This is a genomic window from Brevibacillus brevis (assembly GCF_900637055.1).
In the GTDB taxonomy this organism is placed as follows: Bacteria; Bacillota; Bacilli; order Brevibacillales; family Brevibacillaceae; genus Brevibacillus; species Brevibacillus brevis.
Genome location: NZ_LR134338.1, coordinates 931,428 through 951,985, shown reverse-complemented (window position 1 = coordinate 951,985; position 20,558 = coordinate 931,428). Strand labels below are relative to the sequence as shown.

The 20,558-nt window shown below is 47.4% G+C and carries 25 protein-coding genes; all 25 read right to left on the bottom strand.

The features are described 5' to 3' along the window. Positions 1-4 precede the first annotated feature (4 nt). Positions 5-1,843: a phage terminase large subunit family protein gene (locus EL268_RS04975; RefSeq protein ID WP_164724433.1), complete on the bottom strand. Its 1,839-nt coding sequence runs from the start codon at positions 1,841-1,843 to the stop codon at positions 5-7. Further along, positions 1,824-2,333, bottom strand: coding sequence for a hypothetical protein (locus EL268_RS04970; protein ID WP_106657748.1), 510 nt, complete (start codon positions 2,331-2,333; stop codon positions 1,824-1,826). Before EL268_RS04970 ends, EL268_RS04975 begins: the two co-directional genes overlap by 20 nt. A 212-nt stretch (positions 2,334-2,545) precedes the next feature. Next, entirely contained in the window at positions 2,546-3,532 is a 987-nt protein-coding gene (locus EL268_RS04965; RefSeq protein ID WP_106657749.1) for a terminase gpA endonuclease subunit, read from the bottom strand. Positions 3,533-3,653: 121 nt separating this feature from the next. Next, positions 3,654-4,202, bottom strand: coding sequence for a hypothetical protein (locus EL268_RS04960; RefSeq protein ID WP_232030507.1), 549 nt, complete (start codon positions 4,200-4,202; stop codon positions 3,654-3,656). 13 nt (positions 4,203-4,215) lie between these two features. Then, entirely contained in the window at positions 4,216-4,965 is a 750-nt protein-coding gene (locus EL268_RS04955) for a zinc ribbon domain-containing protein (protein WP_106657751.1), read from the bottom strand. Between the two features lie 37 nt (positions 4,966-5,002). Beyond that, positions 5,003-5,326, bottom strand: a complete 324-nt coding sequence (locus tag EL268_RS04950; RefSeq protein ID WP_106657752.1) for a hypothetical protein — start codon at positions 5,324-5,326, stop codon at positions 5,003-5,005. Beyond that, a complete protein-coding gene (locus tag EL268_RS04945) occupies positions 5,310-5,768 on the bottom strand; it encodes an ASCH domain-containing protein (RefSeq protein WP_106657753.1) in 459 nt (152 codons plus the stop codon). Before EL268_RS04945 ends, EL268_RS04950 begins: the two co-directional genes overlap by 17 nt. Positions 5,769-5,805: 37 nt before the next feature. After that, positions 5,806-6,621 (bottom strand): adenine nucleotide alpha hydrolase family protein, encoded by an 816-nt coding sequence (locus tag EL268_RS04940; RefSeq protein ID WP_106657754.1) that lies wholly within the window; start codon positions 6,619-6,621, stop codon positions 5,806-5,808. A 320-nt stretch (positions 6,622-6,941) separates the two neighbouring features. Continuing rightward, positions 6,942-7,169 (bottom strand): hypothetical protein, encoded by a 228-nt coding sequence (locus tag EL268_RS04935; RefSeq protein WP_106657756.1) that lies wholly within the window; start codon positions 7,167-7,169, stop codon positions 6,942-6,944. Between the two features lie 3 nt (positions 7,170-7,172). Then, entirely contained in the window at positions 7,173-7,574 is a 402-nt protein-coding gene (locus tag EL268_RS04930; protein ID WP_106657757.1) for a RusA family crossover junction endodeoxyribonuclease, read from the bottom strand. A gap of 316 nt (positions 7,575-7,890) precedes the next feature. Beyond that, positions 7,891-10,104 carry an AAA family ATPase gene (locus tag EL268_RS04925; RefSeq protein WP_106657758.1) on the bottom strand — a complete coding sequence of 738 codons (2,214 nt, stop codon included), beginning with the start codon at positions 10,102-10,104 and terminating at the stop codon, positions 7,891-7,893. A 25-nt stretch (positions 10,105-10,129) separates the two neighbouring features. After that, positions 10,130-12,046 (bottom strand): DNA cytosine methyltransferase, encoded by a 1,917-nt coding sequence (locus EL268_RS04920; RefSeq protein WP_126435345.1) that lies wholly within the window; start codon positions 12,044-12,046, stop codon positions 10,130-10,132. A gap of 116 nt (positions 12,047-12,162) precedes the next feature. After that, entirely contained in the window at positions 12,163-12,552 is a 390-nt protein-coding gene (locus EL268_RS33820) for a DUF3797 domain-containing protein (protein ID WP_106657715.1), read from the bottom strand. Between the two features lie 16 nt (positions 12,553-12,568). Continuing rightward, positions 12,569-14,149 carry a DEAD/DEAH box helicase gene (locus tag EL268_RS04910; RefSeq protein ID WP_106657716.1) on the bottom strand — a complete coding sequence of 527 codons (1,581 nt, stop codon included), beginning with the start codon at positions 14,147-14,149 and terminating at the stop codon, positions 12,569-12,571. 230 nt (positions 14,150-14,379) lie between these two features. Beyond that, a complete protein-coding gene (locus EL268_RS04905; protein WP_115984558.1) occupies positions 14,380-14,964 on the bottom strand; it encodes a hypothetical protein in 585 nt (194 codons plus the stop codon). 18 nt (positions 14,965-14,982) lie between these two features. After that, entirely contained in the window at positions 14,983-16,125 is a 1,143-nt protein-coding gene (locus EL268_RS04900) for an ATP-binding protein (RefSeq protein WP_106656600.1), read from the bottom strand. Continuing rightward, positions 16,125-17,435, bottom strand: coding sequence for an AAA family ATPase (locus EL268_RS04895; RefSeq protein ID WP_106656599.1), 1,311 nt, complete (start codon positions 17,433-17,435; stop codon positions 16,125-16,127). The genes EL268_RS04900 and EL268_RS04895 overlap by 1 nt, the downstream gene beginning before the upstream one ends. Then, positions 17,432-17,620 carry a hypothetical protein gene (locus tag EL268_RS04890; RefSeq protein WP_106656598.1) on the bottom strand — a complete coding sequence of 63 codons (189 nt, stop codon included), beginning with the start codon at positions 17,618-17,620 and terminating at the stop codon, positions 17,432-17,434. The genes EL268_RS04895 and EL268_RS04890 overlap by 4 nt, the downstream gene beginning before the upstream one ends. Before the next feature lie 95 nt (positions 17,621-17,715). Beyond that, entirely contained in the window at positions 17,716-18,426 is a 711-nt protein-coding gene (locus tag EL268_RS04885) for a hypothetical protein (protein WP_106656597.1), read from the bottom strand. 15 nt (positions 18,427-18,441) lie between these two features. Next, complete coding sequence (locus EL268_RS04880) at positions 18,442-18,798, bottom strand: replication terminator protein (RefSeq protein ID WP_106656596.1); 357 nt, start codon at positions 18,796-18,798, stop codon at positions 18,442-18,444. Positions 18,799-18,977: 179 nt separating this feature from the next. Then, entirely contained in the window at positions 18,978-19,499 is a 522-nt protein-coding gene (gene yyaC / locus EL268_RS04875; RefSeq protein WP_126435342.1) for a spore protease YyaC, read from the bottom strand. Next, positions 19,490-19,717: an AbrB/MazE/SpoVT family DNA-binding domain-containing protein gene (locus tag EL268_RS04870; protein WP_106657798.1), complete on the bottom strand. Its 228-nt coding sequence runs from the start codon at positions 19,715-19,717 to the stop codon at positions 19,490-19,492. Before EL268_RS04870 ends, yyaC begins: the two co-directional genes overlap by 10 nt. Positions 19,718-19,739: 22 nt before the next feature. After that, complete coding sequence (locus tag EL268_RS04865) at positions 19,740-20,030, bottom strand: DNA-entry nuclease (protein WP_106657799.1); 291 nt, start codon at positions 20,028-20,030, stop codon at positions 19,740-19,742. Continuing rightward, on the bottom strand, positions 20,027-20,257 hold the full coding sequence (locus tag EL268_RS04860; protein ID WP_106656295.1) for a hypothetical protein: 231 nt from the start codon (positions 20,255-20,257) through the stop codon (positions 20,027-20,029). Before EL268_RS04860 ends, EL268_RS04865 begins: the two co-directional genes overlap by 4 nt. Then, entirely contained in the window at positions 20,254-20,550 is a 297-nt protein-coding gene (locus EL268_RS04855) for a hypothetical protein (protein ID WP_106656294.1), read from the bottom strand. Before EL268_RS04855 ends, EL268_RS04860 begins: the two co-directional genes overlap by 4 nt. Positions 20,551-20,558 lie beyond the last annotated feature (8 nt).

Genomic DNA, 20,558 nt, shown 5'->3' with positions numbered 1-20,558 from the left:
CCCCTCACCAAAGTTTTGAGCGCTTGACGAGCTGCTTTGCTTGCTGACCTGATATTTGTTTTGCTGCAGCTGTATGTTTTACGGGAGGATCAGTTTCTCGCAAGCGTTTTTCGAGTGCTTCATAGTCTGGTTTCAGCAAACGCAACGCGGCGAGACCATAGACCCGTAAATCCAGCGGCTCATTCCTCTTGTCTTTGGCGACATTTTCCCAAACCATGACGGTTTGGCCGTTCTTTTTCCGAAACACTTGCCGCTCAGAAACAAGACCTTTGAAATAAATCTGATCATATCCGCGTGCCTCCTCAATCGGGAAATGAAAATAGTGTGGACCAGGTTCCGCGATATGCAACCGCTGCATGATCGTCGTTTTTCCTGAATCCACACCAAGGAGGATAAGCGGAATCTTGTATTTGTTGTTTTTGGAGACCTTCCGGATTAACTCAAGACCTGATCCACCTTCACCTTTGATGGGGAATACACGGCTTTGGAGTCTCTGCCCACAGTATTTATAGACTTCATCGGTGTAATGACCGCCTGAATCAACAAAGGTACACGCTACAATCAGTCCCGCACCATTGGCGAATTTCCAGACTCGTTCCCGCTTATCATCGAGCTCTCTCCATGTTTGCGGATTGTCTGGCTTTCCCCAGATAACTCCTTTTTCGATTCCCCAAGACTCTTCTTCTTTGCCCCAGCCGACAACTTCGTACTCTAATCGATCATTCTGGGTATCGACTGCCATTGTAAGGATGAGAACGCCGTTCGGTAGTTCTGCATCGTAGCTTTCTCGCCGTTCCAGGAGAATGTTTTCGTCCTGAATATCACCGCGATCCTCCCATGTTTCGCTTAATAACGTATTGACGAAAACCTGCATCTGCTCGGGATTTCCTTTTTTCAACTCTTCCTGTGCGATCAAAAAGGCATCGATCATTTCTTGCCAGCGTGTCCATGGAGACGCTAACGCGTTCATGTGGAATCCCTTTACTTTTCGTTCCGGGAATTCATGTATCCATTCACCTTTTCCGGCAATCTGCTGTTTCTTCCAATCGATTTCAGGGGAATCAAAGCCACAATGCAAGCAGCGCATCGATACGCTATCGAAAATGATCCGATTCCACTCCAAGGGTTGAAGTGCCTCACACTTCGGACATGGAAGATGCCATTCACCTTTCGAAGAGTTATTGTATAACTGCTCGATCCGCGAATGGCCCTTAATTGTCGGCGTAGAAGCAACTACAATTTTTCTATTGTGGAAAGTGGCCGTCCGTCTTCTTGCCAAGTCCAACGCGTCACCCTCAGAAGTCGCCTCGAAACGGTCTAATTCATCGACCAGCAATATCCTGATCGGACGGCTCGCCAGGGAAGCCGGGGAATTACTACCCACAATGGTGATATGACCGCCTGGGAATGATTTGTGCAAGATGGTATTTCCTGAATCTTTGGCTTTCGAATCAGCTACCTTTTTAGTCAGAACTGGCGTATCGCGTATCATTGTGCTTAGTCGATCTTTTGAAAAGCTTTTTCCCATATCTAGTGTGGGGACAACCAACATCATGGGGGACGGGTCTTGATCAATGTAGTAACCGATGATGTTTTCTTGGGATAGCGTTTTACCAACCTGTGATCCCATCATGAAAACGACTTCTTCCACTTCTGGATGACTAACTGCATCCATCATGCACTTTTGATATGGGGCCCGATCGCTTCTGTACTTCCCGGCCTCGGCTGCCGATTCAGGAGACAGATATCGGTAGGCATCTGCCCACTCAGTAATTGTCAAATCGGTTGGAGGAGAAACGATTTGGGCGATAGCCTGGTAAAGCTTACGATGTTTCTGGTTCATGCTCTTCACCAGTTGGCTCGACCGTGCCCTTTTCAGCAAAGTTGGTATAGTGATCGGCCAGTTCTTGCAATGCTTCATTAATCTCTTTTTTCAATATCCCCACGATTACCGGCATTTCTGTTTCAAATTGGAGCAACGGAGATACTTTCGATGGAATCGTGAGGCAACGCGCTTTAAATAGACCGACCATCCGCTCCATAATCTTAACTACTTCATCCACCTGAATGAGCGACAATTCTTTTTCTGCCAGATCAAGCTCAGCAATTTTCCGCTTGGCTCGTTCGTGCAGCGCTTTTTCTTCGTTGTAATCGATGTCTGTATTATCGCTAAGATGCTGCACGTATTTGATGTACCGCTGAACGTTGTCGGCTAGATCGTATTTTCCTCTGCTGATCTGTTCAAGGACACCATCCCGGGTGAGCGTATTTACCCATTTGGGGGTTTTTCCGATCACATCAGCAAGCTGCTGTGTGCCCACAATCATATCCATGAGTTCTCTCCTTTCTTTCGGAAGTAAAAAAACAAATCGCTTCCTCTTCTTGACCCAATGCAGTTCGGGACAGTAGATGAAGCGATTTTTTCAGTAGTAGCAACGATCAGTGAATAGGAAGTGACTTTAAAATTTTGAGTCTAGCTGCATTTCGGGGCTCGATCGACCCGCATGGTATCAGGCAGGCTGGAAGTACCTATTGACACGCAATTTTACTGATCTGACCAGGCTTCTCCAAGGCTTGCATTGACCCACCATTTCAATGGCTCCATGTTGCCAACCTCAGCTTGCTCCTTTGCCTTATGGAATTCCTCTATGATCGTCGTCCAACGTTTCCATGGTGAAGCTAACTCGTTGAGATGGAAACCGCGAACCTTGAGAGTAACAGATCGAGCAATCCATTTCCCTGCCGTCTGCCGGGTCTTCCATGTTGATTCATCGAACCGCGAACCGCAGTATTTGCATGCCATGGTTGCATCTTCAACATAAATTCTTCCCCACTCTAATGGCTGGTGCTTGTCACAGTCTGGACATGGTAGACACCATTGTTCTTTCGTAGAGTTTTCGTAAGCTCTCTCGATTCGACTAGTGCTTTTGCCCGTTGGAGTAGAGACATAAACCTTTTTCCGATCTCGGAAGGTTGTCGTTCTTTTTTCAGCCATACATAAAGGGTCACCCTCAGCCGAAATTGGGTAACGATCAATCTCATCTGCCAATAGAACTCGAATCGGCCGACTTGCTAAACTTGATGCTGAGTTTGCTCCAGTGATTGTGATATGTCCACCATGAAATGTTTTATGAAGAACTGTGTTTCTGCTGCCCTTATCGTCCAGTTTGTCACTGAGCACCTGCGTATCACGCAACATGGGAGCAAGCCGGTTCTCTGAAAATGCTTGGGCCATTTCCAATGTCGGCTGAACCACCATGATGGGGGCAGGATCATTGTCCATGTAATAACCGATTGCATTTAGCAGCATCTCTGTCATGCCCATCATGGCAGATGACATCACGACTACTGACTCCACACTCTGATCGGTAATAGCATCTAGGATTTCACGTTGATAGGGGACGCGATCAGTTCGCCATTGACCTGTTTCCACTGATGATTCGGGGGACAATTTCCTGTAACGATCTGCCCATTCTGATAATTTTAGTCCGTTTATAACCACGATCATCACCTTCGTTTTTGAGTTATGCATGCAAAAAGCCACCCGATAGACCGGATGGCTCCCACGTTTCGCTGTTTATAATTTTTCGATGCTACCATAATATCACGGAACGACTGACGCCGAAATGACACGAAATTGACGTGCAATTGACTTAGGCGAATTCGATAGCATCCACTCCAAAAACCAGTACGGACAAGGTTTTAGAGGCTTCGTTTATGTCTCTGTACACGGTTCTCGTTTCGATAAAGTGACATTTTGCAACCTGTTCAGCCGTCATTTTTTCATCAGAGATATACATGGCATGGATGATTTGATACCTTCGCCAATCTTCCGGATGTTCAGACGTCAAGCACATCGATTCGTATACAGTAAGCATCCTCTGGACGAACTTGACCATAACCATCGTCCGTTGCGTGCTTCGCTTGATGGATTCTAGCGCTAACTCCTGAGTGTGCAGACTCTCCATGGCTTCCGCATAATCATGGGCAGTAACTTTGACTTTCTCCTTAGCTCCTTCCACATGGCTCACAAATGATCGATAATGCTTTAGGAGGAGCTTGGTATTGCGTAGCCGCCAATCCCGTTTCTCTTTCTGCTGCTTTTGTTTTTCTTTCTCAAGAAATTCTATCGCTGCCTTAACCGCAGTTTCAGCCGACAGCTTGGTTACTTCTTCCGCAAGTCTTTGATTCAAGCCGACCACCTCCACAATGATGCTATTTCAACGGGCTTTTGATTCTTTCGTGATGTGGCTTGTGGTTCTCCACCCAAAGACGATCCGCTTTGAAGTAGTTTCCGAAATCGTCCTGTTCAGGGAATCCTCCTTGCGTAGCGTCCCGTCTGGCATGCTTGGTATTGCATGCTGGGCAATACACGGACAACTGCGATTCCTTCACGAACACTTTTTTTCGTTGACCGCATTTTGCATTTTTGCAATAAACATACGTCTGATAGTGCGGTTCCCCATTGATGTTACGAATGCTCGGATATTCCTTGGTTGGATCAATAAGTGACTTTTCAATCGGGATGGCCATATGAGGTTGGCTCTCCTTAGCGATAAGAGGATTATCCGATCCATCTACCCAGGTCGCGCCTTCTTTCACTTCCAGTCCAAGAAGTGGACCTAACTTTTCTCCAAGAGACTGAGATAGAGTATGTTCGCCATTTATAAATGGCAGTTGCCGTTGTCCCTTCACCTGCTTGTCCACTTCCTCAGAGTCTTTCGGCATCGCAATAACCTTCGGGATATCTTTCAGCTCAACGGCGGCTTGACCTTTCGTCACTGGCTCAGAAACAATCGGTCCAAAGCTCACGCTTTTCTGTATTGGCTTTGCTGCTTCTTTCAGCTCGTATCCCAAGTACCCAAACATCCCCTGAATGATGTTTAACACCTGCAGGTTATTGGCTTTAGACAACTCAAGCTCCACGCGTTTTTGTCCTTCGGAAACATACAATTTTACACTCATCGTACAATCCTCCTAATTTCGATTTATGCCTCTTATGTTAAATAGCGATCCTCATAGCCTTTAGGAAAACTATGCACATAGCGTATGGTGCAGAATCAGATGCTATTGGTCCATAATTTCTCCATTCCCGTTCGTCCCAAGCACCAGCTTCATACCATCCATGAGGATCAGCTTCAAATTTCAAGTAAACATCTTGCTTCTTTATCGCTTCCTCCACCAGCACGCCCATGCCTTCCCATTTGGTGGAGAAGTGAGGTATTTCACGCCACGCACCCTCCTTGAGGTAAATGTCGATGTGTTCATCGACTTCCCATCCCAGCCCCACTGCCACCTGCTTGTCTAACTCACGTCCTGCTTGCATCCTGTTTCCCTCCCCAATTCCAGAGTCCTTGCTGACCCTTGGCCGGTACCGGATCGGCTAATAGCTGGACTTCGGTCATCTCCCAGGCATAACGGCCACGAGAATAATCACCAAATGCAAATTCATTTCCATCGATTGATTTGGTTGCTTCATCGCTTACCAGCTGCACATAATCGGATAGCCCGAATGGGTTTGTTTTGTAGCATGCAGCTAGAATGGATGTCGCTACTACCGCGCCTACCGGCAGGTTTTCAGCCGTATATCCGTGTTTAGCCAACACACTACGGAAAGGCTCCTCCAAGCAAATCTCCTTGTCCACTTTCTTTGCGGCATGGATCGCTATTGGACCTCGATACCTTGTTGACCAGCTGCGTGTTTCGAATCGTTTTTCACCGAGAGCAATCAATGTCGCAAACGGCTGGTGTATGGTGATGGATTTCAACGGTTTTCCCTCCCTGAGTACAAACGTAATGTTGGTGTTAAACACCGCACATGCCCTCGCACTCGTTAATGAAATCATTGATTAGATCCATTTGCTTACCTTCCAATCGAGCCTTGAAATCAATTTGATCTAGCGGAATCAATGATCGATGCAAGAAAGGTACATTGTTCAGTTGCCTCAACCCGTTTTTTTGGATTTCTCGTTCAAATTCAACTGCTTGTCGAAAGGACTCTGGATCACTTTCCTGCATATCCAGCCACATCTTATCGTTATGAAATGGGCAACCAATGCAACTTGACTTCGGGGGCCTTGGATATCCATTCTCGTTCATCCATAATAGGCAATCACCGCGACTCATATTTTTTTCAATTAACGGGTAGTACATCGTCTCCCATTTATGGCGACCTGGCTTCATTCGCTGAAATTCGTCCGTGCTGATCCCCATCCATTTTGTGATTTGATGCTTCATCCGTTCTCCCTTTTGGTATCCAAGCAATTCTCGAATCTTGTTGTTAACAACATTGATCTTATATTCTTCGGTGCATTGCCTCCTAATGATGGATGCTCTGCCGTCACTCCCCTTAACAAAGAATGGCATGTTTACAGACCGTGACTGCTCCTTTGAAGCGCGGAGCAAATCCTCACGAATATCTCCCCTAGTTGCAATATGGACAGGGATTCCCATCTTTTTCACTTTTGCCTTGAGCCAAAAGAAGTGGTACATCACCCCTGCCGGCTCCCATCCTGTATCCGCAAAAACCGCGAAATCAGGTTTGGAATCAAACTCACTATGTGCTGCCATCAGAAGCATTGTCGTGCTCTGTACCCCTGCCCCCAAGCTTAAAACTTGCATGGTTTCCCCTCCTGTTTTACATAATTGATCTTGTGTGCCCTGTTTTTTTGTCCTATCCTCCCGCGTTACGCTCCTAGAAAAAGGAGGTTGTTGTCGTATGGAGAGGTCGTTTTACTATGTCGTTACTTGGAGTGAAACAAATGCAATAGTTAGGGTTTTATCCGATCGCTTTATTCCGTTTGCGTTGGTGCAATCGAAGCAGCTAAATATTCCGCCGAATCATATTGCTATTGTTTTTCCAGACCTTGCTGTTCGAGTTTACGTCGTGGTCCGTAAGTTGTTTGGTAGGGACGGCCGAGCCTATCCAGCAAAATAACCGTTTATCCTTTTGCTTTGAGACTGTTTTCATACACTTCTTCAAGCCAGTTAATTAGCATGAGCATTTGTTTGATGGCCAGTCGATTATCTTGATACTTCTTGCTTATGGCTGCGCTTGAATCGGTTACCCATGCCCAGAACTGTTCATCATGCATACCGTATTTGGCAGCTGCTTGGTTTGCCTGATTGATCCAGTTAACAACATCGTCGTAAAAGGCTTTGTAATCCATAGGCTATAACTCTTCGATTCGGACATAGATTCCTGGTAGCTTGGCCCAAAACTTTTCGATGATCTCACTAGCCACAATGGCGTCATCAGTCCAATATCCCAAATCAGTCATGATGTCGAACGGAAGTTTGTTCAAATTGTGAGTATCTGGCTTGGTTGTCTTCCACTCTCCGTCGTAATGCTTGCTTCCTTCTGGAATCGGAAATAGCCACTTGACGATCACTCGTAGAGCTCCAGTATATTTTTGCTTTGGTACATGCTGCCCGAGATAAGCTGTCAGCTTTGCCCGCGCCGCTTTCAGATCGTCAGGCTCATAAAAGACCGGCTTACCGTTCAAAACGGTCACCTTCTTCTCTTGGTGTGTAGCGGTCGGGGGAATCATCGACATAAAAAATTCAGTCGCCATTTTACCACTTCCATTTTTTAACTTTTTGAATTCTCAGGGAAAATTTTTATTAGTCAAGGAACAGGGGAGGGAGGTGTGGTGGGCAGAGCTTAAGCCCACCTCACTTCCCCCTTGACCTTTAGGGAAAGGGAAATTTACCTATTACGTAGTAATAGGGTTTTTCCTTCCCTCGGAAATTCTCGAAAATCATCGAGTTTTTCCCTCTCAGGGAAAGGAAGGAAAACTTCGAGTTTTTCCCTATGAAGGAAAGGGAAATTTATCGAGAATTTCCCTTATAGGGAAGGAGAGTAGGGAAGGAAATTTTTCGAGAATTTCCCTACCCTTTCTTTCCTACTACTCCGTCATCCACCCAAAAACCACCGTGCTCTTTGATACGATTTCGTGCCGTTTTTTCGGTGACACCCATATATTCGGCAATGGCTTTAATCGTTATTTTTTCGTCTATGGAGCAAGCTTCGTATGCCGTTTCGAGCGCTTCCTTCTGTTCTTTCTTTTTGGCATCTGGACTCTTCTTCATTGTGAAATTCTTCTTCCAAGCCGGTGCATCGCCTTCCGGTTGAATGTCCTTCAAGCTACCAACGTCATCGACCCGATGAATGGGGTATTGGAACCACATATTGACTGGATCGAACTTCGGATATTCCCTGAGCGTACCCTCAACGCGCCAGGCAGAGCGTTTACTGACGCTTCTAACCACCTGCTTTATCGTTTCCTTGGCTGCTTCCATCTGCCCCGGAATCGCACGTTTGGCGTGATCCTCCATAGCCTTTGCGCTCAGTAGATCGTCTTGAGAGATATGCTCATCCAAGTAGTCAAAATTGAATTTTTCAAAGAGCTGTTGATAGACGGCACAAACGGCTTTGTTCTCTTCTTGCTTTAATAGAGCTTCGGTTACTTCCAGCTCCACCAGGTCAATCAGCGCGTCCGGGTCGCGGGCAAAAACTCCGCTGCCGCTTGCCCTGTCCATCGACTTTTTGCCGCCTTGTGACCCCTTCGAATGATGGTGACAATAGATGACGCTTGCCCCGAGCTCCGTAGCGATCTTATCGAACTGGTTCGTGAAATGGGCCATTTGGTCTGCGCTGTTCTCGTCGCCTGTCAGGACCTTGTAAATCGGGTCGATAATAACCGCGATATAATTTTTCTTGGCCGCGCGCCGGATCAATTTGGGAGCCAGCTTATCCATTGGTACGGATTTACCGCGCAAATTCCATATATCGATCTTATCGATGTTTCGCGGCTGCAGACCTAACTCTTGGTACACGTTTTTGAATCGATCTAAGGCGCTGGCGCTGTCTAGCTCCAGATTGACGTATAGCACCTTACCCTGCGTGCATTGCCATCCTAGCCACTTGATGCCCTCTGCGATAGCGATACTAAGCTGAATCTGCAAAAACGATTTACCAGCCTTTGACGGCCCAGCCATCAGCATTTTATGGCCTTGCCTGAGCACACCCTCTATTAGCGGTGGAGCCAGTGGAGGCATGTTGTCCCAATAACTCGCCAGGCTCTCCGGGTCAGGAAGATCGTCGTTAATTCCCTCAATCCATTCATTCCATTCAGCCCAACTGCTTTTTCCAATGTGTGTGTCTACAATGAACTGCTTTTTCCCGTTCCTCTCGATGCCAGGCATGCGGGAGAGTCTGGAAGGGTTGCGGTTTTGATTGTCGATGCTAAGACCATTCTTTTTGCACACGTTGTACAAGTAATCTACGCGCTTCCGGTATTCGTCATAGCTAACAGCATCGATGCGAACGATCGCGTGAAGACTCTTCCCGCCGCTATACACGAGAACAGCGATTGGCAGCTCCAGCTCACGCATAATTGCATGCTGCTTTTCAATGTCCATCGTGTCTGACTCGACCAAGGCGTACCGGAATTCGGACACATTCTCGTTCTTCACGCCCTTGCCGTCAAGCGGATTGAATCGTATCCAGGCTCCTGCTTCTGGATTGTAGTCACCCAGCACGGACCCGATATCACCATTGCATTGATTCAGTAATTGAATCAGCTCGCCAGCTGTCCGGTCCCAAGCCCCTTTTGTGGGCTTATATTCCCCCTGATCGTCTTGCCATGTTTCAGTAACATAACCAACGTTTTCAGATGCCTCGAACAGTGTCGAGAGATACGTGGTGAGCTGCTGTACTGGATTCCAGACGGCTGGCTCGTGGATTTCTTTGCCTTCGATCCAGTTTTTATCGACCACTACATAATCGCCGGCAATTTCATCGTCCCAACCAAGCTCCCGGTCTTCTGTTCCAGAACGCGGCAACCAGCCGTTGTCCTTCGCCATTTGTGTGATCGTCGCGCCAGTGATTGGCTTCCCACCAGTTCCCTCAAATGTTGTCCACTTCTTGAAGCATTCGCCGGGATGGTAACGGGCCATGTCCCGCTTGCTCCATTCATCCCAATCGCTGGCCGTATAGCCCTCATATTTGAGAGCCATGCCAACGTTGAGCCATTCCTGATAGGTAAGATAGGCCGGGTCAATATAAGCCAGCAGCGCAACGATATCAAATTTATGTTCCATAGGCTTCGCAACCCTTTCTGTCATCTCACATAGACATTTGCAACTGACCCTCTTGCTGCTTGTATCTCTCAAACGCCAATGAATTTCCCGATCCGGTGCATAATTCGGGCAAGTTGGCTCTAACTAGCGCTTCCGCAAAAGGTGGTGGAACAGAGTTTCCGCACCGTGCCACTTGTGCTGATTTAGGATACAACTTGCCGTCTGCGTCACGATCAATAATGTATGTGTTAGGGAAGCCTTGGGCGGCGAACAATTCGTGTGGCTCCAGCATACGCATACCGATGTCGACTATCTGATAATCTTGTCCGTGAATGGTCACCAATCCGAATCGGTCCCGGGTCGTTACTGTACCTAATGGTTCGTCTGCCTTCTGCCCAACGCTGCTGCCATAGTAGGCCATCAAAAAAGCTCTGACCTCCCCAAAGTGGTTCCCGCCTGCTGTAATTGTCTGCAACGGTTCGGTGGCTGGATGTCCGATGTTTGTCCCACGCATCTTCACAAGATGACTCGTTACAAGTGCAGACTTTCCGCCGCCGCTGGCTGTTATCGTCCCAGCCGGCACATCGGCAGCATGTCCTACCGATTGTCCAAACTGTCGGGATAGAAAAGCAGTGACCATTCCCATCGCGTGAGCTGCTCCTGCTGGTCGTTTGCTACCTGCACCAGAGGTAACTGTGTGTAATGGTTCATCTACTCCATGGCCTGTTGCCCCAGTGCGAAACTTAGTAATGTGGGGAACTGCGATTAATTCTGCCGTCGCCAGACCAAATTTATTTCCACCTGCTGTTATCGTTCCGATTGGTTTTGCAATATCAAGCACGCGAGGCTGTTGACCTTCCCGCTCTCCGTATCCCATCTGGATGAGTGCTGGACTAATTAGCATATGGTGACCGCCTGTGGTGACTGTTCTAAGAGGCTCATCTACCGAGCTTCCTGGATGCCCTGATGTATTGACCCCCAATACTGGCGTCACGAGTAAATGTTCAGCTTTTGTTGTAATTGTCGTAAGTGGTTCTTCCACTTCATACTGCATACGATCACCGCCAAACCCGGTCTGTCCAATACGAGCGATAAAAGGAGTAACAACACCCCACCCGTTTTTTGCTGTAATGGTCTGCATCGGCTCGCTGATCTGTTGCCCACGGAATTGCTCTCCCTGATGATTGACCTTTACGATAAAGGGACTCGGGTTATTAATCACAAAACGCTGGATTCCACGTGCGATCCGACGCAATGTATTCTCTGCCAGAGGCTTTCTCCGTTCAAAAATGGACGGGCATGGCAACGACCAATCAATGATCTCCGCTGCGGTCCGCCAGGGCAGTAGCTTTCCAGATTTGACTTCTGCACTCTCTGGATCTCCGTGAGTCGGTTCCGGCCATACAATCGGGCGTCCATCGCACCGAGCAATCAGAAAGAAGCGTTTCCTAATCGTTGGCGCGCCGTAGTCGCATGCCCGCAACTCTCTGTGGTCAACCTGGTATCCTTGACGTTTTAGCGCATTGATGAAAGCATTGAACTCGCGGCCTTTGTTTTTCGGGTCTGGCATACCGTCTTTTAACAACGGCCCCCACGTCTTAAACTCTTCAACGTTCTCCAGCATGATTACCCGGGGTCTTACCGTTGCCGCCCAACGTAGGGCCACCCATGCCAAACCTCGGATTCCTTTCTCTTTCGGCTTACCGCCCTTTGCTTTACTGAAATGCTTACAGTCTGGACTCAACCAACAAAGCCCCACAGGGCGCCCCCGTGTAACTTCACGTGGGTCAACGTCCCAAACTGACTCGCAGTAATGTTCTGTCTCAGGGTGGTTTGCCAGATGCATGGCAATGGCTGCTGGATCATGATTGATTGCTATATCTACAGAGCGTCCGAACGCAAGTTCCATGCCCACACTTGCCCCGCCGCCACCCGCGAAATTATCAACTGCAATTTCCTGCATCCTATTACTCCCCCATCACTGAATCGAACGCCTTTTTATTCCGGGTATTGCTTCGGTGTACCCGGCTAGCTCTAGCCGTATGCCTTTGTAGAACTGAACCCTATAATTCATAGCGTTTATTGCACATTGAAAAATCTATTTTTCTTAACCCAGTCCAATCCATCAGGAGTATTGAAAAACTCCTCCGCCTTTTTGCAATGATCGATACGCTTTACGTAGCCCATTTTCTGCAATTCATTAACACTGACATAACCGAAGAATCTATCATCTTTATCATGAATCTCGTAAATCTTTCTTGGCCCAATAGTCGCCCAGGCTGCTATGGTCAGATTTAGCAAAGGCTTATCATTTTCATCCACTTCAATACTCCATCCGCATTTGCAACTGCGTTTGAAAATATCGTCTTCAATGAGCAAAGTCCCTTCACCATTACCAACTTTGTCGTTACCGCATTCCTTACAATTTGCATACTTGCGCATCAATTGAACAGATTTAAGAGCGTTCATATTATCCTCCTCTTGTCTACTCCCCACGGTACTCTTTGGGATTTATGCCGTCCGGCAAACGCCATCCATTAGCTGCGATACGATCGATCAGACGCTTTGCATTGTCGAATGACCAAGTGCCAACATGCTCGAATCCTCGTTGCTCCAGGAACCGGATTTGCTTCGGCGTGGTCAACCCTTCCTCACGCCGTTTGTCCAAGCGCTCCAGCAGCTTCGTAGCTTTACCGGCGTTATGGATGTCATCTGGCAAAATGCCCAACTTCTCCAGCGTCTTGATTTGCTGATCACTCGGCGGTGCCATTTCCCAGCCAAACGATGGAACATAACTAGCTAGATCCTCCGCTTGGATACTCATTTCAAATTGCAATGGATCGACCAGTTTGCGCTTCCGTTTCTTCATTTCTTCAAGTTGCTTGGCGAGAGCTTCCTCACGCTGCGCAATCACATCTTCCACAGCTTGCTTTTCGACATCTTCCAGATCGAGCGCAATTCCGGCTTCCTCAATCTGTTTGGTCATGGCCTTGGCGATTTCCTCATTCTCAGCAATTAAATGCGCTGGATGGCAGAGCTCGTGCCGCTCGGTATGCCACAGGAAATCCAACAACAATAAATCAGTTTTTCCAGGATGTAGTCGGGTACCGCGCCCGACCATCTGGCTGTATAAGCTGCGAACTTTTGTTGGCCGCAAGACAACGACACAATCAACGCTTGGGCAGTCCCAGCCCTCTGTTAGCAGCATGGAGTTGCATAGGACGTTATATTTGTCCCGATCAAAGTCTTCCAAAATTTGCGCTCGATCTTGTGAATCGCCGTTTACCTCTGCAGCCTTGAATCCAAACGAATTCAAAATATTGGCAAATTTTTGACTTGTTTTCACCAACGGAAGGAATACCACAATTTTTCTGTCCTGCGCCACTCGCCACATTTCCGCCGCTATCGATTCCAGATACGGGTCCAGGGCTGTTCCCAAGTCGCTTGATTTGAAGTCACCAGCCTGCTGACCAACTGCTGTTAAGTCCAGTTGTAAAGGGATAGTCATAGCCTTGATCGGGCTGAGATACCCACCCTTGATAGCCTTCGGCAGCGTGTATTCATAGGCCAAGCTCTGGAAATAGCTTCCGAGATTGCGCATGTCTCCACGGTCCGGTGTAGCAGTCACGCCTAAGACATTTGCTGAATCGAAATATTTCAGAACACGTTGATAGCTCTCTGATAAGCAATGATGTGCTTCGTCAATGATGATCGAGTCGAAGAATTGACGATCAAACTTTTCCAGGCGCTTTTCACGCATCATTGTTTGCACGCTGCCAACCACAACACGGAACCAACTTCCGACTGACGTTTCCTCGGCTTGTTCCCTAGCACATTTCAGACCAGTAGATTTTTCAAGCTTGTCAGCTGCCTGATCTAGCAGCTCGCCTCGGTGGGCCAGGACGAGCACGCGCTCGCCCAGCCTTACCCGATCTTCGATGACCTTCGAAAACACGATTGTCTTGCCGCAACCAGTCGGAAGGACCAAAAGCGTTCTTTTCACGCCGTTTTCCCATTCAGATTGAATGGAATCCCGCGCCTCCTGTTGGTAAGGTCGTAAATTCATCGTTTCATTACCTCCACGTTCCCGCCAGAAATACGGTGCTGCGGCCCAACCATCGACGTCGGAATTAAGTTCCCACGGCATACCGGGCATTTCCCATCTGGCGTGTCATGTTCCCACTTTAGTCCGCACCCTGGTAAATCCCGCCACTTTTTGAAAAGCCCATATGCAGGCTTACCAATGCAAGTAAAGCGTTCGTCTTGAATCAATACTGTTTCAGACATACGCCCCTCCTAAAACTGGCCAGGAGTAAATCCGCCACCTTGCTGCTGTCCGCCTGTCGGAAACGGTGCTTGATACTGCTGTTGTTGTTGCTGATATTGTTGTTGCTGTTGATACTGATTTTGTTGCTGGTATTGCGGTTGCGTTGGCTGTTGTTGCTGCTGTCCGAATACCTCCTCATATGGATAAAAGGACTTTACCTGGTTATTAGTCCGCTCCTCGCCTTTGCTATTTTTGAATCGATTGATCTCCAATTTCAGTCGGCCTTTAGAGCCTACAACCGCGTTCCAGTTCATACGTAGCTTTTCGCCCTTCTTCTTTTGGCCGATACCGGCAAAGAAATTGGACAACAACCCTTCGGTTTTCGTATGCAAGAACAAATTATGGAATACAACAACGTCACCATGTTCGGGAGAATGGATCTTTAGTTCCAGTTTCGCCTGATTGCATGGCGGCATTTTCTCGCTGCCCCCGAACCGACCGCGCTCAAATTTCGTAACTGTAAAGTTGTAATCACCGTCAGGCAGGACAATAAATTCCCCGCCGTCCTTCTGAATCTCGTCATCCCATCCAAGTTCTCTATCCATTTGGGTCATGTGTAATTCCTCCCGCTGTTAATTAAATGGCAAATCATTTCTGGTATCTTGAATCATTTGGAGTACTTGCTGCCACGCACCCACAAGAACGCCTTCAACAAAACCAAGATCATAATTCGCAATCGGTGTATCCATCGGATAGTATCCTCTTTTGCTCACCACGATCTGAATCTCGTTTTCTGACACCTGATGTTGAACCATCAGGTCGCGCAATGAAGGTGGAATATTACTAGGGATGTGCGGTTTCAATGCATCCTCGGCAGAAGGTTGTTGCTCCTGTGCCATCTGCTGCTCCCCGGTCATCTGGCCCCAAGCTTGCTGCTGTTTCTGTTCATCTAAAATAGCGTTCCGTAAACCATTTACAAGGTCATACTCTATTTCCTTGGCACTACGCTGTACTGGTTGAGGTGGTGTACTTGTTGTAACTTTTGTGGAACCATTGAAGATGTGGGCAATATAGGAGTAGTCCAGTGGGAATTCGTCCGGTAGCCCGTGACGGTTTTTCGCATCCCACGCTGGATGATGCGTGGCATAGACCGTGCGTGCTCCGCCTTGCCCCTTGTTCTTCTTGCCCTCCTTGTCCGTAGCAACAGAGAACGTTTTGTAATTAATGAACAGGACCATATCAGCCCATTCCTTGACGAGTGCTGCCGTTCTCGAACCAGTTTTTGGTCCAAGCTTGAGCTGGTAACGGTCATAAGCTCCCATCTCGTCCGGCTGCTCAAACTTGATGATCTGTGAGTGAGCAGTCAGCACGACATGAATACCGGCTTCGATTACGTCGCTGAGAAGGTTCAAAAAGCGACCTAATTCCTCCGCTACGTAGATGTAACCTTTGCCATAGCCGAAGTCCTCAACGCCATTCTTCTGATGCTTGGCACAAATGCATTCCACGCACAGCATTTCGGCCCAATCGACCGTATCGATTATGAGCGTTTCATATCTCCCAATTTGTGTCATAACCCATCTAACTTGTTGGTTGATCATCTCCCAGCTTGACGGCTTGGGCAGACGGTTAACATCAAGTTCCGTCGTCGATCCTTCTGTATCAATGAAGATGGGCTTTGGGAACATGGCCGCCAGTGAGGATTTCCCGATACCCTCCGGCCCATAAATTACCACCTTCTTGGCCTTTTCTACCTTTCCACTGATGACTTGCATTAAAATTCACCTGCTTTCCATGTTGGGGCCGGATCGATCGCTCCTGGCTGCTGTTGCAACTGAACGCCTTCCTGCCCTGCAACGTACCCGTCTTCGATGATGATCGAGCACTCATCGCCAGTGCTGACGCGTGTTGCAATTGCCTGCAGCCCTTCCTGCTCCAGCCAACGACCGAATTCGTTCAAAGTCTCCAGATCCATTTGCTCAAGCTTGTCCAACAAGATAAATCCGCAATTTGGCTTGAGCCTGCGTACAATCGCGGTGGCTACCCTCAATTGCTCAGCGCCGCTCATGTTGTCCCACTTCTGCCCGTTATAGGTCAGCTCTCCATCCTCAACGGACAGCCCAGGCAGCGGCAAATTCGCATTCGTCAACAAGTCTGTCTTTTGCTGACGGATCGCTGTGATATTGCCTGTCAATGCCTCGTATTGTACGCGGTAGTCGTTTGCATCCGTTTCGGCCTTGTCCTTGTCCAGGTTAGCTCTGACCTTGCGGTTGATCTCGTCGATTTGCTGAATATTGGCTTCCAATTCCGCGGTCGATTCGTCGCGTAGGTCAAGCGCGTCTTTTCGGGCAATCGCCAAATCTTCGCCTATTTTCATATACTCTTCCTTGAGCTTTAGCAATTCTGTTTCCAATCGCGCAATTTCTTTTCCCTTTGCCTCGCGCTCTGTTTCTAAGTAATTCAATTGTTGCCGCTTGCGCTGATTCTCGCCGTTTCGGGCAAGAATTTCTTGTTGCTGGCGGATCAGCTCGGACGCAGAAATCGGTTCTTTCGGTGCGTCTGGAAAATACGGTTGTTCCTTGGCAAATTTGGCTTTCTGATCAGCAATCTGACCGATGGTATGGCGCTGGTTGTAAATTTCCTTTTCCTTGGTTTCCAGCTCATGAAGCTTGTCACCAACACCGATAATGCGGAGCAGGATATTTGCCTTTTCCTTGCTCGTGGAATTCATGAATTTCGGTAAATCGATTGCCAGCTCTTCGACAAAACTATCAAGCAGCTGCTGACCGCCTTTCTGGCCGTTCGGATCGATGACTTTTAAGTCGGAGTTTTTACCTTTACGCTCAACGATCAGACCATTGGACAGGACGAGATGGAGATATGGAGGAACAACCGACCCTTCACGGTCGGGCTGGGAAGGGCGATACTTATTACCGCCCAATGCCCAAGCAATGGAATCCAACACGCTCGTCTTACCTTGACCGTTCTTCCCACCAACCACCGTCAATTCCGAGCTTGTCGGCTCGATTTTGACTGCCTTGACACGCTTGACGTTTTCGATTTCGAGCTTGCTAATTTTTATCATGGCTTCCTCCTCGATTTCTCTCGGTTATGTTTGAGGATTGATTCAATATTTTCTGTCATGGTAATAATGATTTGCCCGTCATTTGCCTTCACTTTGCACCAATCCCGGGCAATCCCCCATGTATCGGTTACGATGCCTATTTCGCCGGACTTCATCTTGACTTCATCGCCCTTCATACAAAGCAATGTTCTTCCCTCCTGGCGTCATCTGTGGTAGCATGAAGCCAACCATAGTTGTACTTAGGACTCCGTTGCAGCGGAGTCCTTTTCTGTTTGGATAACTAAGCGATAATAGTAACTTTCCCACTGTTGATTTCTTCCTCAAGCGCACCTTGCAGATACTCCTTGATTCTGGCAATCGCAGTCAGTTCCCATGCTCCCCCATCTGCTTCAAACAGAGCAGCGGATGGCCCAGACTTCATGCGGAAAACGAATTCGCTTTCGGGCTGCTCGATTTCTACAAATGTCCGGAACGGCTTCAAAGAAACTGGATTAGGAACAACGATATTTTCGACCGTTGCTACGCCCGTCTTTGCTGTCACCTGTTGTGAAACTCCGTCATCCCCGACATTGGATACCGTCTCTTCCTTTAAGTTGCCAATTACTTTTAGCACGATGGCCCGAGCATCATTAGGAACAAAGCAACTTTGCAAAAGAATATTGAAAGATTCCGCATCCATAAATTGTCCGAAAGTTATCCTAGGAAGGAGTGCTTTTGCCTGAATCAAATGATTTCTGTTGAAATCCTGGTTGTAAGAACTGAAAACATCGACCATTGTTGGACTAGCTACATGGACAAGGACTGGAGGCTGGTCATCAAAGTTGTGAATCAAATAATCAACAAGTCCTGACAGATTCCGAACAACTAATGCTTCTGGTGTTGGATTCTTTATCAAGTGAATTGGTTGAGAAGCGAACTCTTGACCTGTTCGAGTAGTAAAAACTTCTGTATTACCAAGACCAATCAAATATTGCAAGGCTTCTTTTAACACAAATATCCCTCCCGATTATTTGAATTGCACAACTTTGTTACCCTTGTCGTCTGCAACATCGCCTTCTTCCGTGATGTACGTTTGACCAACTGCCCCTGATTTCAATTCGGCAGCCTCAACCTTCCCCTGTCTGTCACGTCCCATGATGATTTTGGTTTGTACGCCTTTTGATGGAGCAAGTGAAGCTTTCGTGTTGATATCAACCATAGCCAGTTCACGGTTATCATCTGCTTTGAGCGTGATTGTCATGGTGATGGTTCGCGCTTTCTTTGGGTCTGTATTCGGATCAGCAATGTTTTCCAAAACCCTTTGCGCCTCCATGTTGAATTTTTCTGTGAGAGCACCATTCGCAAAATCGTCCAATTTGAACATTCTTTCTCCTCCTTTCTCTTTTTTGCGAGGCCGCCAGCAGCCCAACCTCTCTGCCAGCCGTACAGCTCCTCTGACTGATCCCGATGGCCCCGCTATGTATTACTTGGAGGTTCGAACCTCCGTGCAACCGACAAATTCCTATCAGCTGCACGCAGGGCCGAAGCCCGCGTTGGCTCAATTTATGTTCCTTTCCTCACACGTCCACGTCCCTTTCCTCTTATTGCCTTATGGCAAGCATCTGCTATTTGAGAGGCCATTTTCATTACGAATGAAAGCCGCGTGTTTTGAAGGACAAAATATTCCATGAATCCTCCGACATTAACGATTCCGTATATGTGTGCGTCACCGACAGTTGGTAGCTCCTTCCCTACACCTTCACCTGGTTTCAGGGCACCGCAGGCTACTTCAATATCGCCCACATTTTTGAAATCCCCAAGGCTTGCATCTACTGCAATAACAAAATGGTTCGGATAGTTCTTCTCGATTTGAGTAAGTGTTTCGGCAATATTCATTGCATGCACAGGCTCGTCCAGTGTTCCCAACACGTCAAATTTGAGTTTTTTCAATGCAGTACCAACCAGCGGACCAAGAGAATCACCTGTTGATCTGTCTGTACCAACGCAAACGAACAGTACTTTTTTCCCTTTCGGGATAAGTCGCTTAATTTTTGTTGCGAGCTTTAACTTTCGTTTTATAGGCATCCTTTGCACACCAACTTTCCGCTCTTATGCGGTTGAACGTTCTCAACACTCCCACACAAAGCGCAACCAGGCACATACTTCTTGAGAATGATTTGGTTATTGTTCACGAAGACTTCCATTGGAGTCCCTTCCGGAAGATCATGAGTATTACGAAGCTCCTTTGGCAAAACAACTCGTCCTAAATGATCGATCTTTCGTACAATGCCTGTTGATTTCATGTCCTTATTTCCTCCTGTGTTTTCAGTTAGATTCAAGTTCATAGCGTGCATTCCAACGATCTTTATACACCTGGTACATTCCGTTTTTTCTCAGTTGATTAACCGTGGTTCTAATCGTGTGTTCCGTTCTTCCTAATGCAAAGGAAAGCGATCTTGTTGCATCTGTTTCATAGAACTTGCAGAGGTATTCCAGCTCATCCTCTTCAAATGGTGTTTTATGATTAAAGTGAAATTCCGGGTGGTATTGCATCCTGCCGTACCGATCATATTCAATGCCGTCTTCGATGACGATGGTTGCAGCAGCTCGTGTCATAGTGCTTGTCCACCCCCAAGAAACTGTGGTAGGATAGGACTATTCAAATTTGTTTGAGTGTTGAATTGGTCACTGTTACGAGCAGTGGCCATTTCCTTTTCCAGCTCGTTTACTTCATTTACAATCCACCAGTCCCATGAGCCGTCAGCAGGCTGATTACGCAGTGAACGATAGATTCTCCAAAGTTCTGCTATTCGGTTAATTGCAGAATCGAAGTCGTACCTCATGGCCTATCTCCATCTAAATAGTGCATATATTTCCTGACTTCTGGTTCACTGACACAATTCTGACTGAAACCGAAATTTTCTATTATGCCGATTGGTGTTTGGTAGCAGAACTGATGCACCGTGTGCAGTCCCATCGAATCAGCGATCAACACGGTACGAGCGTAAACTTCTTCCGCCACCGTTCTGACCCTATCACTCAGGATCGTTGCGCGAACACCAGTTGCAGTTCGATCATTGAGTATTTTGGTTACTGCCATTTCCAGATCTGTAAAAACAGGTATGAATTTTCCCATCCTAACTT

What these genes read in the sequence shown, in the direction of transcription:
- EL268_RS04975 (WP_164724433.1), bottom strand. Translation starts at nt 1,843, where the DNA reads ATGAACCAGAAACATCGTAAGCTTTACCAGGCTATCGCCCAAATCGTT.
- EL268_RS04970 (WP_106657748.1), bottom strand. Translation starts at nt 2,333, where the DNA reads ATGGATATGATTGTGGGCACACAGCAGCTTGCTGATGTGATCGGAAAA.
- EL268_RS04965 (WP_106657749.1), bottom strand. Translation starts at nt 3,532, where the DNA reads ATGCATAACTCAAAAACGAAGGTGATGATCGTGGTTATAAACGGACTA.
- EL268_RS04955 (WP_106657751.1), bottom strand. Translation starts at nt 4,965, where the DNA reads ATGAGTGTAAAATTGTATGTTTCCGAAGGACAAAAACGCGTGGAGCTT.
- EL268_RS04950 (WP_106657752.1), bottom strand. Translation starts at nt 5,326, where the DNA reads ATGCAAGCAGGACGTGAGTTAGACAAGCAGGTGGCAGTGGGGCTGGGA.
- EL268_RS04940 (WP_106657754.1), bottom strand. Translation starts at nt 6,621, where the DNA reads ATGCAAGTTTTAAGCTTGGGGGCAGGGGTACAGAGCACGACAATGCTT.
- EL268_RS04935 (WP_106657756.1), bottom strand. Translation starts at nt 7,169, where the DNA reads ATGGATTACAAAGCCTTTTACGACGATGTTGTTAACTGGATCAATCAG.
- EL268_RS04930 (WP_106657757.1), bottom strand. Translation starts at nt 7,574, where the DNA reads ATGGCGACTGAATTTTTTATGTCGATGATTCCCCCGACCGCTACACAC.
- EL268_RS04925 (WP_106657758.1), bottom strand. Translation starts at nt 10,104, where the DNA reads ATGGAACATAAATTTGATATCGTTGCGCTGCTGGCTTATATTGACCCG.
- EL268_RS04920 (WP_126435345.1), bottom strand. Translation starts at nt 12,046, where the DNA reads ATGCAGGAAATTGCAGTTGATAATTTCGCGGGTGGCGGCGGGGCAAGT.
- EL268_RS33820 (WP_106657715.1), bottom strand. Translation starts at nt 12,552, where the DNA reads ATGAACGCTCTTAAATCTGTTCAATTGATGCGCAAGTATGCAAATTGT.
- EL268_RS04910 (WP_106657716.1), bottom strand. Translation starts at nt 14,149, where the DNA reads ATGAATTTACGACCTTACCAACAGGAGGCGCGGGATTCCATTCAATCT.
- EL268_RS04905 (WP_115984558.1), bottom strand. Translation starts at nt 14,964, where the DNA reads ATGACCCAAATGGATAGAGAACTTGGATGGGATGACGAGATTCAGAAG.
- EL268_RS04900 (WP_106656600.1), bottom strand. Translation starts at nt 16,125, where the DNA reads ATGCAAGTCATCAGTGGAAAGGTAGAAAAGGCCAAGAAGGTGGTAATT.
- EL268_RS04895 (WP_106656599.1), bottom strand. Translation starts at nt 17,435, where the DNA reads ATGATAAAAATTAGCAAGCTCGAAATCGAAAACGTCAAGCGTGTCAAG.
- EL268_RS04880 (WP_106656596.1), bottom strand. Translation starts at nt 18,798, where the DNA reads ATGTTCAAATTGGACGATTTTGCGAATGGTGCTCTCACAGAAAAATTC.
- yyaC (WP_126435342.1), bottom strand. Translation starts at nt 19,499, where the DNA reads ATGCCTATAAAACGAAAGTTAAAGCTCGCAACAAAAATTAAGCGACTT.
- EL268_RS04870 (WP_106657798.1), bottom strand. Translation starts at nt 19,717, where the DNA reads ATGAAATCAACAGGCATTGTACGAAAGATCGATCATTTAGGACGAGTT.
- EL268_RS04865 (WP_106657799.1), bottom strand. Translation starts at nt 20,030, where the DNA reads ATGACACGAGCTGCTGCAACCATCGTCATCGAAGACGGCATTGAATAT.
- EL268_RS04860 (WP_106656295.1), bottom strand. Translation starts at nt 20,257, where the DNA reads ATGAGGTACGACTTCGATTCTGCAATTAACCGAATAGCAGAACTTTGG.
- EL268_RS04855 (WP_106656294.1), bottom strand. Translation starts at nt 20,550, where the DNA reads ATGGGAAAATTCATACCTGTTTTTACAGATCTGGAAATGGCAGTAACC.